The sequence below is a fragment of the Dyadobacter endophyticus genome (assembly GCF_014641595.1).
Classification (GTDB): Bacteria; Bacteroidota; Bacteroidia; order Cytophagales; family Spirosomataceae; genus Dyadobacter; species Dyadobacter endophyticus.
The window spans coordinates 109,468-124,372 of sequence record NZ_BMIA01000006.1; the positions used below are offsets into that span (position 1 = coordinate 109,468).

The window sequence follows — 14,905 nt, forward strand, 5'->3', positions numbered from 1 at the left end:
GTCGAAATGGATATGCAAAGCGGTCGGCAGATTCTCTGCCGACCGCTTTTTTGTTACGATTGAATGTAGATTAGGCAACCAGGGCCAACATCTTTTGTGTTGCATCGAGACCGTCTTTAATAGTCCTTACTGATGGCGTGCCATGGTAGTAGCCTGCTAAATGCAATGTGTCGTATGCTTCGTTCAAATAGGAAAGCAATGTTTTGTTGTACTTCCTGATGCGGATCCGGTATTCATCAATGCTTTGAGGCTTTGTAAATTTCGCGCCCTCTTTCTTCCTCAAATATTCATCCGCGATCATCAATGTCGCATTATAAGCCGTTCCTGACGCCATTTGAACGTATTTGATGTCTTTGTATTCCTGCCCCTCCTTATTTGCTTTGGTACTTAAAATTTCCCTCGCATTGGCGAGATAGCGTGTGATTTCCTGATAGTGATCCATTAGTAAAGTGGTTTAAATTAATACTTACTCAGTAACTACTTCCTCCGGCTCTGGCATCGCTGGATAATCCGATATCAGCTTATAAGGCCTGTTAAATGCTTCCTGCCTCATCGCAAAACGCTCAGCAAGCTTGCGGATCACTTCTTTGGACATCCCCTTTTTGTAATGCAAAATTTCAGAAACGTAGCTTTTGCTGACGTTTAGCAGCTCGGCAAGATCTTTGGCCTTCATTTTGTGATCAGCCATGAGGGATTGAAGCATTTCCACCGGGTCGAAGTCTACCAAAGTACTGTGCTCGTTGTCATAGGCTTCGATCAGGACCATCAAAAGCTCCGCCTCGTCCTGGTACTTACCTTCGGCCTCTCCCGAATCATCTAATCTTTCCAACTCCCGACAGTAGTCGTAATACTGCTCCTTGGTCTTGATTACCTTATATTTCAGGTCTCCCATATTAAAATTGATTAACTGAATATTGCAGTCCACGTCTGCACAGATGTGTGTACTCAGCATGAGTTCCAATCCAACTTACATATAGACGGACATAGCTTATTCCAAATACATATTTGCAAATCATCCGGTAACTATTTCCTCCGACATCAAACACTACTCGCGGAGAGCCGTTACCAAGGAAATCAACGGTCGGGTAAGTTTCCCGGATACTCTCGGGAGACATCCAGTTGGCCCCTTTCAGCCTTCTACGCCATTCGTCAAATGAAGACTTACTTCTCGCATGGTCTAGAACAAATCCTTCGATGCTCTCTTTTCTAATGAGATGTACTTTCATTAAAGTGTGTGAATATAAGAAAAGTTCTCATAAAGAGAACTTTTCAGGTAAGAATTATTTGAAACCACTGCGCCTGTCGGCTATACCACCTGCGGCAATGCATAAGGCCCCCGGTACTTCCTCGTCAGCAGCTTGTTAGCTTCCTCATCTCCTACAAACTTCTCTGTCTTGTTATCAAAAGTCAATGCGCGGCCGGTGCGGTAAGCGATATTGCCTAAATGCGCAAGGCCTGAAGACAAATGCGCCGTTTCAACAGGCCCGTTGAGCAGCTTCGGATCTTTAGCGATCACGGCATCGATGAAGTTTTTATAGTGGTCCCCACCCGCTTTGCGCGATGGGCCGGCTTTTTTGTCCTTACCCAGGAAGGTTTCATAGTAATCATAACCTTTCACCACCATATATCCTTCCGAACCATAGAAGATATTACCGATGCCTACGCCTCCTTCCTCGTTCGTCATCCAGGGACGTACTTCGAACTCGATGATCTTCTTTTCTTTGGTGTACACAAATGAAGAACTCAGTACTTCCGGTGTTTCCTTGGCATCGTTCCAGAGGAATTTACCGCCCGACGAAGTAATCTTGTCAGGGAAGGTGTCCACGCCAAGGCCCCACATACACATGTCGGTTTCGTGGATGCCCTGGTTGCCGATATCACCATTGCCGTAGTTCCAATGCCAATGCCAGTCATAATGGACGTAGTTGCGCGAGAATGGCTTCATTTCCGCGGGACCCGTCCAGAGGTCGTAGTTGAGGCCTGCGGGAATGGATTCGGTGCCTTTGTCGCCGATGTCCGGGCGCCATTTATATACGAGGCCACGAGCCATGTAGACGTTACCGATCAGTCCGTCGCGAAGATGTTTCACGGCTTCCTTCAATGCTTCCGAGCTCCGGAGCTGGACGCCGTGCTGTACTACTCTTTTATATTTGTGGGCAGCTTCTACGAGTTTACGGCCCTCGTGGAGATTGTGTGAGCCGGGTTTTTCGACATACACGTCTTTTCCGGCCTGACAAGCCCAGATCGCCGCTAGTGCATGCCAGTGGTTAGGTGTGGCGATGCTGACAGCGTCAATGGTTTTGTCGTCAAAAACTTTGCGGAGGTCGTTTTCCGTTTTGACTTTCTTGCCGGTCTTCTGCTCGAATTCCTGTGCCCGTTTCTGCAAAATGTTGTTGTCGGGATCGCAGAGCGTCGCTACTTCTACGTTGCCAAGCGCATTAAAACCGGAAATATGGCTCTGTCCGCGCCCGTTTACACCCAGCACGGCTACACGCACGCGGTCGTTCGCGCCGAATGCGCTCGCGGGGATGATAGCCGGAATGGAAAGCGCTACTGCTGCTCCGGTGGTGTTTTTAAGGAAATTTCTTCTCGATACTTCGTTTGGTTTGTCCATATGAAAGAATTTAGGATTTCAGAATGAATACATTTTACCTGACCGGCAATCAGTTAGACGAAAATCGGGAGTAACTCCCCTATTCGTTCGTTATCAAAAAGTACTACTCATTTTAAATTAAGTACTATTCTTCCCTAAATAATTTGAACAATGCCATACCCGCTCACAAACAGGATCGACAGCACGCTTATCCAGAAGAACATATCATACAAAGCCGATGGCTTCAACGCAGCCGGCAAGTTGCGGTAGCGGAACACGAGCGAAACGTAAACAACCAGTAACAGCAGCACCGAAGTAGCAATGCCACCGAGGATAACCATCCTCACCGGCGCCTGGAAAAACAGAAACAACAGGCACCAGACAATAGGGAGTACCCACGACAAAATGCCGATACTGCGCTTTTGCTCCTGCTGGGAGCCGAACTTCATCCAGCCGATCTGCCCGAATGCATCGCCCCAGACCCTCGCCCAACTGGCCGCGGCAGTAAACAATGTAGAATAAAGCACGAAGAATGCTCCAACTAGAAATATGTTCTTTGCCCACGGGCCCAGCGTTTCCGTAAAAATGCGGGAGAGGGTCTCGATCATCTGGTAACCTTCCGGTACCGCGCCGCCGGTATGCAGCACTGCCGCGCCGAGGAGATAGAAAGCGGCCGTCACAATGGTGTAGACGACCATGGATAGCACCGCATCGAGGTACATCACCCGGAACCAGCCTTTTGCACGATCAGACCATTCTCTGGAGCCGTCATTTGGGCCGGTGTAGGCGGCGTAGCCTTTTTCGATGCACCAGTAATTGTAATACATGATTTCGTCGCCTCCGACGCCGGTTATGCCGAATGCCCCGAATGCCGTGGCAACCAATGCGGTAGGCAGCGAAAATTGCAGACCACTTTCAAATTGCGGCCAATTGATGGCGTAGGGTGTCCATTGAAGCGAAATCACGGATATCAGAATGACGGCAGTAAAGAGAATGATCATCACGAGCGAGCCTTTCTCAACCGGGCCGTAGTTGCCCTTATAAACCCAGAATGAAGTGATTAACACCGAGATAATCGCCCAGAAATTGACGGGAATGAACGGAAAGGCCATATTCAGTACAATAGCAACGCCACCGACAATGCCGCCTACTTGCAGCAGTTTCAACCCTTGCAATGAAAGCCAGAGCCAAATGCTCCAATGCGCCTTTCCGAGCCTCAGCCCAGGCAGATTGTTGAAATTGTGCATGATAAAGGTGCCGCTGTAAATGGCATTCTTGCCAAATTCCAGCTGCAATGCGACTTTGGCAAGACAGCTAAGGATGATCAGCCAGAACATGACAAACCCGGCTTTGGCACCCAATGCAGTGGTGGCGATGAGCTCGCCCGAGCCTACAATGGCGGCGGAAAGAATAAAACCAGGCCCCAGGTAGCGGAGGCGGCCGGTAAAAGTGGTAGGCGGCGTTAGAATTTTGGACATAAAGGAGATTTTATGTCCAAAAGCTAAGACCGGAATGTTTTTAATGCCGTCTCTTACAGATTCCCAACAGCCTGGTGAATCTGCTTCACAGTGTCTACATAATTATTCTCACTAGGAAGCCCGAACAGCGCTTTCTCCTTGATAATCTGAGCCACATTCTCCGGCACCAGCTTCTCCCATCCCGGCTCTCCGCGCTTGATCATTTCGAGCACCGAATCGGTAGTGATGTGCATATGCTCGGTATTGTAGTTCTTAATATCCTCAATCTTGTCGTTCACGATCAGATACTGGAACAATGGCCTCAAATGATCCGGCACACGGAAGTTTTCGCAGCTGTAAACCGAGCCATCGGGCTGCAATGTAGGGTAAATATAAAGCTTCACCTTCCGGCTGAACAGCGTCGCAAATGATTCGAGAATGCCTCCTTGCAGGAATTGATAATGTTTTTCTTCAAAAATATCCTGCAAATTCGGGCTACCGAGCAGCAGGCCGGATTTCAGTTTGGTCAATCGCGATAAATAGGCCACCAAACGATAGTATTCATGGTGGTTGGAAATCATTACCATATGCCCGAGCGAGCAGAGAATATCGACGCGGTCGAGAAAATCCTTCTCATCAATATCCCGGTCGCCGGCTTTGAGGTTATGCAGCGTCAGCTCTGATATCAACACCACTTTCGATTCGTCCACATCCTCCTCGGCCAGAAACTGCCGTTGACCGTTGCTGATCAGGTCGATATGCACGTTTGTGATCGGGCGCAGGCGGCCACGCATCATGAGAATGTGCTTTTTGTACAACGCTTCCGATGGCTGCAATACCCCGCCGTCGCTACCGAACAATGCAGCGTCGGTAAATCCATTTTTCACAAGCCGCAGGCTCATCAGGCGGTTGTCGACTTTGGCGAAATCGGGCCCGCTGAAACGCACCATATCAATTTCTATCCGGTCGACCGTCAGATCGTCCATGAGCGACATCAGCAGGATCTCCGGCGATTTATGATAGTAATAACAACCATAGATCAGGTTCACACCGATAATGCCCAACGCCTGTTGTTGCAGGAGATTCTCGTCGTCGCGCATACGCACGTGGATCACGACGTAGTTTGTCGGGCCCATGGGCGTAAGCTGGAATTGCAGGCCGATCCAACCGTGAGATTCGTTCGTTTTTTGAAAGTTGAGGGCTACTACTGTATTCGCGAAAGCAAAAAAGGTGCTGTCGACGCCGCGTTTTTCCGAGAGCCGCTTTTCCACGAGGTTATATTCGCGGTTGAGCATTTTCATCAGCCGTGATTCCACCACATACCTTCCGCCTTCCTCAGTTCCATATATCGCGTCGCTGAACGTCATGTCGTAGGCCGACATTGTTTTAGCGATGGTTCCGGATGCGCCGCCGGCTTTGAAGAAGTAAGCCGCCGTTTCCTGGCCCGCCCCGATTTCCGCAAACGATCCGTAGATCCGGCGGTCGAGGTTGATCCTTAATGCTTTTTGTTTTGTACCAAGGTTCTTTTCGTACATAACGGTATATTAGTATAATGAAGAAGCTTACATGTAAATATAAGAAAAATACAGTTGTTCATTTAGCCGAATTTCTGATCTTCTGGCAGCAGAATGGAAAAGTTATATAATTTATTTACTTACGGCACTTTGATGCAGGGTTTTAGCAACCCCTATGCAACGAAGCTGCGATTGTCTTCAAACTATATAGGAAAAGGGCATTTCAACGGAAAATTGTTCCAGGTCGAGTGGTATCCCGGGGCACTTTACGAGCCCGGTGCCCCTACGCTCGTGCACGGGGAAATTTATCAGTTAAACTCCCTTGAAATACTCCAAGAACTGGATGAATATGAAGATGTACTGGAAGATGAGACCGCGAGTCTGTATGTGAGGAAGGTGGTACCTGTCAGGAATGCCGAGGAGGTGGCCATAGATTGCTGGGTGTATTTGTATAATAAACCCGTTGCTGATTTGCCTGTGATTGAGGATGGCTATTTCAAAACTACGCCCTCAGGCTCTCGCCGATAATGCGGAGACCGTCTAATGTTAACTTTCTGTCAATTTCCGTGAATTCGTCGCGCAGGGTGTCGATAATGGACGACAGGCCGCCTGTCGCGACGGCAATGCATTCTCCCCCTAGTTCTGCACGGATACGGCCTAGCAGGGATTTCACAAGACCTTCATAGCCCAGCAAAATACCCGCCTGGATGGCTTCAACCGTGTTTTTACCGATCGCCGACTGTGGGAGTTGCAACGGTACTTCCGGCAATTGCGCCGTATTTGCGAACAATGCTTTTACCGCGGTTACCAAACCGGGCAATATTGCTACGCCGAGGATTTTACTTTCTTTTGAAACAGTAGTGAAAGTCAATGCCGTCCCAAAATCGACGACTACGCAATTCTCCTTATAACGCGTTGAAACCGCCACGGCGTTGGCAATCAGGTCCGCGCCGATCTCGTGCGGGTGATCGATTTCGATGGATAATGCAGGATAAATCTCCGGTCCGACCACAATTACGCCGTCGCCGAACAGCGAACGGAGCATTCTCGATATCACGGGTGTCAATGCGGGCACGACGCTGCTCAGCACCACTGTTTCCACATCACCGAACCACAAGCCTGCTTCCAGGAAATGCAGCCGCAGTTTCGATTCGTAATGTGCCTCGTTTTCCTGTATCAGCGAGCGCATCCGCCAGATGTGCCCCCAGTCTCCTGAATCATAAAGCCCGAAAACAGTGTCGGTATTGCCAAGGTCGACAGCTAACAGCATAACAGAGAATTTACATGTGAAGGCAAATTAAAAGCATTCTTCAAATAAAACTTCATGGCGCCCTGGTTTTGCCTCCGTTTCTTTTTGATTATCCCTAATTTTAGCCCCCGAAATAAAAACGAGTGCTTTCTGGTCATTCATATGTCTTCTTCTACCTCCCGCGGACTTCCGATACTGCTTTTTTTAATACAAATTCTGAACCAGGCCGTTCACGCCCAGGCTATTCCTGAGTGGCAGGACCCGCAGGTCATCAGCATCAATACCGAGAAGCCCCGTGCCGATTTTTTCCCTTATCCGACAGAAAAAACGGCACTGGCCATGGACAAAAAAAGCCCGTTCGTGCAATCGCTGAATGGTACGTGGAAGTTCAAATGGGCGCAGCATCCCTCGAAAGCGCAGCTGAATTTTTACGACCCCAACATATCCGATGCGAACTGGGACAACATCCCTGTACCGTCCAATTGGCAGGTCGTAGGCGCACGCGAGGGCCGCAAATATGATCGGCCTATTTTCAGCAATATCAAACATCCGTTCAAAGCGACACCTCCACGCATTACCGCCGATACGAATGCGGTGGGCATGTACCGCACTACTTTCACGGTTTCGCCGGATGTGAAGGACAAGCAAATGTTCCTGCATTTCGGCGGTGTGCAATCAGCGTGCTATGTATGGCTGAACGGCGTAGCGATCGGTTACCACGAGGATGGCATGACGCCATTTGAGTTCGACGTGACAGAAGATGTAAAGCCGGGTGTAAATAACCTTGCGGTGGAAGTGATCAACTGGTCCGATGGCAGCTACCTCGAAGACCAGGACTACTGGCGGCTTTCGGGCATTTTCCGGGATGTAAATCTGCTGCTTTTGCCCAAAGTGGTTCTTACCGATTATTCCGTCAGAACCATCCTCGATGCCAATCACGAAAACGCCACGCTGAAACTGAATGCGTATGTAAGAAACTACGGCGAGGCGCCCATTCATGCACATCAGGTGCTTTTTACATTGTACGATGCTTCCAAATCCGTGGTGGCGACGCCCGTTAGCCAGATGATCGGCACATTGGAAATGGGTAAAGAAGGCGCGGTGCGTGCAGAAATGCCAGTCCCTAACCCCGCCAAATGGAGCGCGGAAACACCGAACTTGTACACCCTCACCGTCCAGCTCATGAACTCCGACGGTAAAGTCCTCGAAGCGACCAGCCAGCGCGTGGGTTTCAGGGATGTGAAGATCAAAGGAGGGCAGCTGCTCGTGAATGGAAAAGCCGTGACCATCAAAGGCGTAAACCGACACGAATTCGACCCTGAAACGGGCCGGGTAATCAGCCGCGAGTCGATGATCCGGGACATAACTTTAATGAAGCAGCACAACATCAACGCCGTGCGGACTTCGCATTACCCCAATACCTCCGAATGGTACGACCTGTGTGATCAATATGGTCTTTACGTGATGGACGAGGCGAATATCGAAAGCCATGAGCTTTGGAGTAAGAACATCATCCTGGCCGATAACCCGCAATGGCGTGCCGCATTTCTTGCCAGGGGTAATGCGATGGTCGAAAGAGACAAAAATCACCCGTCGGTGATCATCTGGTCGCTGGGCAACGAGTCCGGAATGGGGCAGAATTTCGCGGATATGGGCGATTTCATCAAGCTCGCCGATCCTACGCGGCCTGTCCATTACGAGGGACGCAAGGATTATAAACCGACGACGCTGAGCAGTTTCGACATTATGTCAGTTATGTACCCGTCCACCCAGGATATGGTGGAGTTGGTTAAAAAAGACAAAACCCGCCCGTTGATCGTTTGCGAGTATGCGCACGGAATGGGCAACAGCATTGGTAACCTTAAAGAATATTGGGACCTCATAGAAAAATACCCCACGATGCAGGGAGGCTTCATCTGGGACTGGGTGGATCAGGGATTAAAACTGAAACGCCCGGACGGCACCGATTACTGGGATTATTTCAACTACATTGACGGCGCTAATGCCGGCGATGGCCTTGTGAACCCCGACCGCACGCCCCAGCCTGAGCTGAACGAGGTAAAGAAGATTTATCAATATGTAAAATTTGAAATACCAGACTCCCTTAAAGCTGGCGAAAAGAACATTACGCTGCATAATGCATACGATTTCCAATCACTCAATGCATTCGAACTGGCTTGGTCGGTGACGGAAAACGGCAAGGCTGTTGGCAAAGGCGGAAGTATTACCAATTTGCATGCACTGGCCCGCCAGAAACAGCAGATTACCATTCCTTATGAACTCCCCGCTTCGGCAAAACCCAATGCCGAGTATTTCCTGAACCTTAGTTTAAGATTAAAAGAAGCGACACGCTGGGCGCCGAAAGGGCATGAGGTGGCATGGCATCAGGTGCCGGTGATCAAACCGGCTGCTCCACGGCCAAATCTCAGCCTATACAGCGAACGACCGCTCCGCATCGCACAGGTAACAGCCGCCCGCGTGCAGATTTCAGGTCAGGATTTCACCGTGGTTTTTGACAAAAACGAAGGCCGGATCATTTCATTCAAAAACAAAAAGGAGGAAATGCTCGAAAACGGCCCTTATGCGAATTTCTGGCGCGTACCGACCGATAACGACGAAGGCGGTGCAGCGAAAAGCTATGCAGCCCAGTGGCGCAACGTTACGCTGGATACCCTGGAACGTGTTTCTTCGGAAATGAAAACCCAACGGTTGACAGCGCAGATCTACAAGGTGACGCTTAACCAGACATTGAAACAACCAAAAGGCGAGATGGACGTGCAATCGGTGTATATGGTCTATGCATCGGGTGATATTCATGTGCAAAACACATTTACTCCCCGTGGCGAATGGCCACCGCTCGCCAAGGTAGGAATGCAGCTGAGAATGCCAGCGACATTTACCAAAACGCAATGGTATGGCAACGGCCCGCACGAAACTTATGCCGATCGGAAAACGAGCGGAAAGGTGGGCATTTACGCCGGAACAGTGGCTGAGCAGCATTTCCCGTATATCACCCCGCAGGAAAACGGCAACAAAACAGGCATCCGATGGGCAACAGTTACCAATGCAGAAGGCATCGGGCTGCTCGTGGTGAGCGATACTGCATTCAATTTCAACGTCCATGACTATACGGACAAAGACCTGCTCGCCGCCAAACGCCGCGCGGCAGTTTTGAACCGCGGCACTTCGACGGTAGTGAACATTGACCTCGCACAAATGGGCCTCGGCGGTGACGACAGCTGGTCGCCCCGCGTGCATGGCGCATACCTGCTACCTGCGAAAACGTATTCGTACGCTTACAGGCTTAGACCGATCGAAAACACTTCGAATATCGAGCAAATCGCGGCGGTGCGTTTGCCTTACGTCGATCAGAAAGAAACGAATGAGACGGTATCGATAGCCGAAACAGCTGCGGCGACCGAAGAGGCCGTGGGAGATGAAGAGGAAGAAGAGGCCGTAGCCGCACCGGTTCGTAAAACGACCGTTAAAAAAGCAACTGTGAGGAAAAAGATAGTGCGTAAAAGAAAGCCTGCCCGCCGGCGTCGCAGAAGGTAATAAAAAAGACTTGGCAAGTTCAAGAAAGGCTTACCAAGTCTGTAATACCCCACAGTTTTAATAAAGACCTGCGTTCCGGCAACTTTCAGAACGTTGCCGGAACGCAGGTCTTTATCATTTTTTATAAGGAGCCAATATATATTGCGCTTTCACCTTGATGATCTGCGCGATTTTTACAAAAACCACACTCGGCACGTCGATCTTGTGATCGACCAGTGCTACTTCGAAATCGGCATTGATGGTGATCTTGCCGCCGTCGATCTTCATTTTCCCCTTGATCGTCCGCTCCTTCGCAACACCATGAACCGTAAACTTCCCGGTCGCCGACACGTCGTAATCTCCGTCTTTAGTATAATCCGGCGCCTTATCGACCTTGCCTGAAAACGTCGCCGTCGGGTATTTCTCCGATTCGATATAGTTCTCGTTGAAATGCTCCTGCATCAGTTTATTAGGGAAGGAAAATTCCCGCATATTCATCCTGATCGCGATCTCGTTGTTGGCCGTGTTGAGGATCACCTGCGACTTTTTGTTCTCTGCTTCGATATTCTCCAAAGGTGTCGATGCTGAGAACTTCGTATTGCCGCCGGAAGTGGCGAACATTTGTGCGAAAGCGGTCCCGGAAAGCAAAGCGGTACTGAACATGGCCAGACAGGCCACGCGAAAAAAATGCAGTTTCATAGTATGGATCAGTTTGGCTGCTTCTTGTTCTTCTTGTCAAAGCTGAATGTACGGGAAATGTTGAACCCGTAATGAATATCCCCTTTACCCCAGCTTCCGGTCGTCTCGCCGATAAACTGTTTTTCGATCATGCCGAGGGAATTGGTAAAATGCAGTTGGAAAACGTGCCCGCCGGTTTCGATATCCACGCCGAACGACATCGAATCGTGGTAAGGGGCTGTCAACGTATTCTTTTCGCGGGCCGTATAGAAGTATTCACCGTTCAGCGACACGCGTTTCGAGAGCTTGAAACGGCCTCCGATCCCCACCGCGAACAGTACTTTTTCATCGCCCGTTACGTCCGGCATCGTCCGGTACAAATAGGTTGGCGACAGTTGAAGCGACAATCGCTCCCCGAATTTCCGCGCTATCAGCACCTGGGCCGTGTAATACAGCTTGTCCTGAAACTCCCGCTCCTTATCCACCGTAGCTACCCCCGTTCCGCCGAACAACGTCACCGAAACCGGGATATTCCGCGCACCTGAGGTCTGTTTCAGTAATTTATATTTACCAAAAAAATCATACACTTTTTGTGACGTGCTGCGGCCGACACCGATCATCAGATCGTCCGTCAATCCATATTCGAAACCCAGTCGCATGGTGGCCTGGTCGAGCCCGAAGAACTGGTAGGCCCCGGAATTCAGCTTACCGAAACGGTGTGATATCCGCAGATCCAGGTGCTTCTTTTTCATCGTTTCCACCGACTGACCATTCACAACGCGGGTCGATTTAAAAGTGGCGGTTACCGGAATTGTCTGCGCGCTGTCCTGTTTCGACAGCTCATTCAGCAAGTCATCCTGTGCATATAAAACTGTTGATAAACACATCAACATCACGAGTAGGCGGAGTACTTTCATGATCAATTCGGATTAAGCTTTCACTGTTAAAGTGTTCCCATCGGCGGAAACGGTTACTGTATACGTTTTGAGCGGGGTAGCAGCGGGACCATTCGTCACGGCTCCGGCAATGCTGAATGTGGAACCGTGGGTTTGACAGAAAATGTCGTTGGATCCCGACCTATATGCAACCGGATTTCCCTCGTGTGTACAGATTTTGCTCAAAGCAATGTAGCTACCAGCCGTGGTCTTTGCTACCAGCACATCACCCGTGATAATAAAACCACCGTTGGTTTTCAGCTTTGTATTGTTTGAATTGGCCATATCAACAGTAAAATTGATCGCAGTGCCGGTTGTCGTGCCCGTGATTCCGCTACCACCCCCGCCGCCCGGATTTGGGTCCGGATCCGGATTGGGATCGTCGTCTTTGGAACCGCAGGCCGTCATAGTGGTGCCGAGGCAATAGAATGCCATTAACGTTGAGGTGCTGAGCCCGAGGCTTCTCAGGAATTCGCCTCTTTTCATGCTTCCTTTTTCAATTGAGTTCATAGTAAATAAAAATTAATTGGTAGACTTAATTCAATGCTAATGTGGGCATAGTGCTCACTTGAAAACAGGGGTGTAGCGCACTGACAGCCAGAGGCCGGTGGTAATGAGGTTCACTTTTCCGTAACCGACACGTTTAAGCGGCATCCGGATCGATGGTTCGGCAAGGAGGGAAAGCTTTTTAGATATTCTGTATTCGTAGCCGACTGAGACATTTGCATGGCTTAGCCAGTACCAGCCAGTTTTGCCTTTCCAGCTGCGATACCAAATGTCCGGATCATTCTCATCTACGAAATAGTATTTATATTTTTCACTATTCATGTGGTAGGACGAAAATCCACCGCTCGCAAACCACCGTGACCGCGCTCCCGACTTGATGTCGTACCGGATATTAATTGGCACTTCCAGCACGTTGCAAATACCATCCACCCCCGTCATCTCCGGTGGGTAATAATGTGGGATTTTCGGTAGTTTATAAGCGCTGGCCGGAGCGTAATAATCTTTCCTGCTCCAAACAGCACCGCTTTGCAGAAATAGCCTCGGCAAAACTGAATACTCTACCAACAGCGACACCGCCGTCCCCGGCTTCGAAAAATTCTTCAATCCCACTGTGCTCAAATCCGGCGAGTAACCGAACCGGATGGCCATCAAAGGCTGATCGTCTGCCGGCAGCGGAGGCTTTTCGGGCGCTGGTGCTTCCGCAAGCTCCTGCACGGGTTCGGAAATCCCGGGCAATTGCAATGCATTCCATTTCAGCGCTTTACTGTTCAATGCGGATGCTGAAATTAAGGTGCGGCCCAGCTCATCGACCTTCGTCACCGATTCGCTTGCGCCTATCGGCTGGCCGGTTGCTTGTGGCATTGACGTCTCTCCGCCCTTCGCATTCGCATTATTTGTAATAGAAAGAGCCCCGTCGCCTCCTTCCACCTTTGAGCGGTTAGGCTCTAAGTACACTCCGCCTGCCTTAGATCGGCTCCGGGGCAATAGTTTTCCGCCATTAACAACGGCAGCATTCAATTCTGATTTAGAGGAAGATTTACCAGTCGCTTTGGAACCGGATTTCAACTTACCGCCAATATTCGTTTTCGTGTTGTCAGCAACTTTACCGCTGTTGCCAACAGATTCGTTGCGCTTATCAACAACAGCATTCCCTTTATCAACAACCCCATTATCGCTTTCAACTCGTCTATTCCCATTATCAACAGCGGCGGTTTCTTTATCAACAGCCGGTGTGCCATTATCCACAATCGCATCTTCTTTTGTTGCACCCTCAGCCGCACCACCTGGCTCCCTGACTACTTCTGACGTGCTACCTGACTTACCTTCAACCACATCACGCCCGGAACTTCTTTCCTCCGTTCCTCCATTCTCATCTTTTTTCAAATCAACATTCCTTCCTCCTTCCTCCTTTCCTCCATTCTCCCCTTCATAAGAGTAAAGCACAATCCCGGCGGGAATCAGCAGCGCCAGTACACCCAGCGGCCACCATTTCCGCCACCACGCAGCCGGAGTTCTCCCGTCCTGCTGGTCGAGTCGCTTCCGCAGGTCATTCCAGTCATCGGGTTCGTATGTCGGATCAAGCTCTTCTGATGACTTTCTGAAGAGCTTGTCCAGTTCGTCATCTGGCAACTCTATCATAGTCGTCAATATTAATCTTGGATAACATTTCTCTCAACTTTTCCCTTGCACGCGACAAGTTGGATTTTGACGCTCCAACCGAAATATTCAGTTGTTCTGCAATTTCTTCGTGTGTGTAACCGTCAATAACCGATAGACTGAATACCAGCCGGTATGCCGGTGTCAGGCGCTGGATCAATCCGACCAGCTCATCGTGGGAAAGCTTACTGATAACCGTTTCGTCGACGGACACCTGTTCCGCGACTTCCACGTCGTCAAAAACATCTCTGCGAACTTCCTGTCTGTAATGATCGAGGGCTGTATTAATCATGATTCTACTCAACCAGGTTTTAAATGGCCGACCTGCATCGAAACTGTCAAGCTTCGTGAAAACCTTCAAGAATCCATCGTTGAGTATCTCTTTCGCCTCTTCCCGGCTGCGTGTATAGCGCAAACAAATGCTCATAGCATAGCCGTAAAACTGTTTATACAACAGCTCCTGACTGCGGCGGTTTTTTTGTAAACAGCCGTCGAGTAGTTCTTGAAGAACGGCGGAGTTATACTCGGGCATGCTATTTGCTTTTTTGAACTTATACGTTTAAATCCAAAACAGGGTTGCCTGGGGGTTGCAAGTTTTTTACAACATTTTTTTCACCGGCAAAAAGGTACACGGTCCGTTCATTGAAAATTTATGAATTTTTAGCCACAATCGCACGTAAACTTGACGATAATGCCTTGCCCGGAGTCGCTTTAAATTATTGCTTACTTTTGCAGGCTACTATCCATATTTACCAAAACCCGGAACCGTTCATTTCCGGTTG

14 protein-coding genes are annotated in these 14,905 nt (G+C 49.5%); 2 read left to right on the forward strand and 12 right to left on the reverse strand.

Annotated elements, in window-relative coordinates; all coding sequences use genetic code 11:
• Window positions 1–70 precede the first annotated feature (70 nt).
• The 6 genes from IEY24_RS29640 to IEY24_RS29665 form a co-directional block, all read right to left on the reverse strand.
• On the reverse strand, window positions 71–442 hold the full coding sequence (locus IEY24_RS29640) for a DUF5618 family protein (RefSeq protein WP_188938919.1): 372 nt from the start codon (window positions 440–442) through the stop codon (window positions 71–73).
• Between the two features lie 24 nt (window positions 443–466).
• On the reverse strand, window positions 467–892 hold the full coding sequence (locus IEY24_RS29645) for a helix-turn-helix domain-containing protein (protein ID WP_188938920.1): 426 nt from the start codon (window positions 890–892) through the stop codon (window positions 467–469).
• Between the two features lies 1 nt (window position 893).
• Window positions 894–1,226: a type II toxin-antitoxin system HigB family toxin gene (locus IEY24_RS29650; RefSeq protein WP_188938921.1), complete on the reverse strand. Its 333-nt coding sequence runs from the start codon at window positions 1,224–1,226 to the stop codon at window positions 894–896.
• 80 nt (window positions 1,227–1,306) lie between these two features.
• Window positions 1,307–2,614, reverse strand: coding sequence for a Gfo/Idh/MocA family oxidoreductase (locus IEY24_RS29655; RefSeq protein ID WP_188938922.1), 1,308 nt, complete (start codon window positions 2,612–2,614; stop codon window positions 1,307–1,309).
• A gap of 134 nt (window positions 2,615–2,748) precedes the next feature.
• Window positions 2,749–4,071, reverse strand: a complete 1,323-nt coding sequence (locus IEY24_RS29660) for an Nramp family divalent metal transporter (protein ID WP_188938923.1) — start codon at window positions 4,069–4,071, stop codon at window positions 2,749–2,751.
• A 53-nt stretch (window positions 4,072–4,124) separates the two neighbouring features.
• The gene (locus IEY24_RS29665; protein ID WP_188938924.1) at window positions 4,125–5,585 is read right to left on the reverse strand and encodes a TonB-dependent receptor; all 1,461 of its coding nucleotides are present in this window, start codon (window positions 5,583–5,585) and stop codon (window positions 4,125–4,127) included.
• Between the two features lie 93 nt (window positions 5,586–5,678).
• Between IEY24_RS29665 and IEY24_RS29670 the strand changes: the two genes are divergently transcribed.
• Window positions 5,679–6,092 carry a gamma-glutamylcyclotransferase family protein gene (locus IEY24_RS29670; RefSeq protein WP_188938925.1) on the forward strand — a complete coding sequence of 138 codons (414 nt, stop codon included), beginning with the start codon at window positions 5,679–5,681 and terminating at the stop codon, window positions 6,090–6,092.
• Here IEY24_RS29670 and IEY24_RS29675 read toward each other — a convergent pair.
• Window positions 6,067–6,834: a type III pantothenate kinase gene (locus tag IEY24_RS29675; protein ID WP_188938926.1), complete on the reverse strand. Its 768-nt coding sequence runs from the start codon at window positions 6,832–6,834 to the stop codon at window positions 6,067–6,069. The two genes, IEY24_RS29670 and IEY24_RS29675, sit on opposite strands and share 26 nt — an antisense overlap.
• 141 nt (window positions 6,835–6,975) lie before the next feature.
• On the opposite strand from IEY24_RS29675, the gene lacZ reads away from it, so the two are divergent.
• Entirely contained in the window at window positions 6,976–10,368 is a 3,393-nt protein-coding gene (gene lacZ / locus IEY24_RS29680) for a beta-galactosidase, LacZ type (RefSeq protein WP_188938927.1), read from the forward strand.
• A 114-nt stretch (window positions 10,369–10,482) separates the two neighbouring features.
• Here the strand turns inward: lacZ and IEY24_RS29685 are convergent, their stop codons facing one another.
• The 5 genes from IEY24_RS29685 to IEY24_RS29705 are packed head-to-tail and all read right to left on the reverse strand — an operon-like array spanning window position 10,483 to window position 14,655.
• Window positions 10,483–11,046: a YceI family protein gene (locus IEY24_RS29685; protein WP_188938928.1), complete on the reverse strand. Its 564-nt coding sequence runs from the start codon at window positions 11,044–11,046 to the stop codon at window positions 10,483–10,485.
• A gap of 8 nt (window positions 11,047–11,054) precedes the next feature.
• The gene (locus IEY24_RS29690; protein WP_188938929.1) at window positions 11,055–11,942 is read right to left on the reverse strand and encodes a DUF5777 family beta-barrel protein; all 888 of its coding nucleotides are present in this window, start codon (window positions 11,940–11,942) and stop codon (window positions 11,055–11,057) included.
• Between the two features lie 12 nt (window positions 11,943–11,954).
• Window positions 11,955–12,470: a QcrA and Rieske domain-containing protein gene (locus IEY24_RS29695; protein ID WP_188938930.1), complete on the reverse strand. Its 516-nt coding sequence runs from the start codon at window positions 12,468–12,470 to the stop codon at window positions 11,955–11,957.
• 54 nt (window positions 12,471–12,524) lie between these two features.
• Window positions 12,525–14,105 (reverse strand): porin family protein, encoded by a 1,581-nt coding sequence (locus tag IEY24_RS29700; RefSeq protein WP_188938931.1) that lies wholly within the window; start codon window positions 14,103–14,105, stop codon window positions 12,525–12,527.
• On the reverse strand, window positions 14,086–14,655 hold the full coding sequence (locus IEY24_RS29705; protein ID WP_188938932.1) for an RNA polymerase sigma factor: 570 nt from the start codon (window positions 14,653–14,655) through the stop codon (window positions 14,086–14,088). The genes IEY24_RS29700 and IEY24_RS29705 overlap by 20 nt, the downstream gene beginning before the upstream one ends.
• Between the last annotated feature and the right edge of the window lie 250 nt (window positions 14,656–14,905).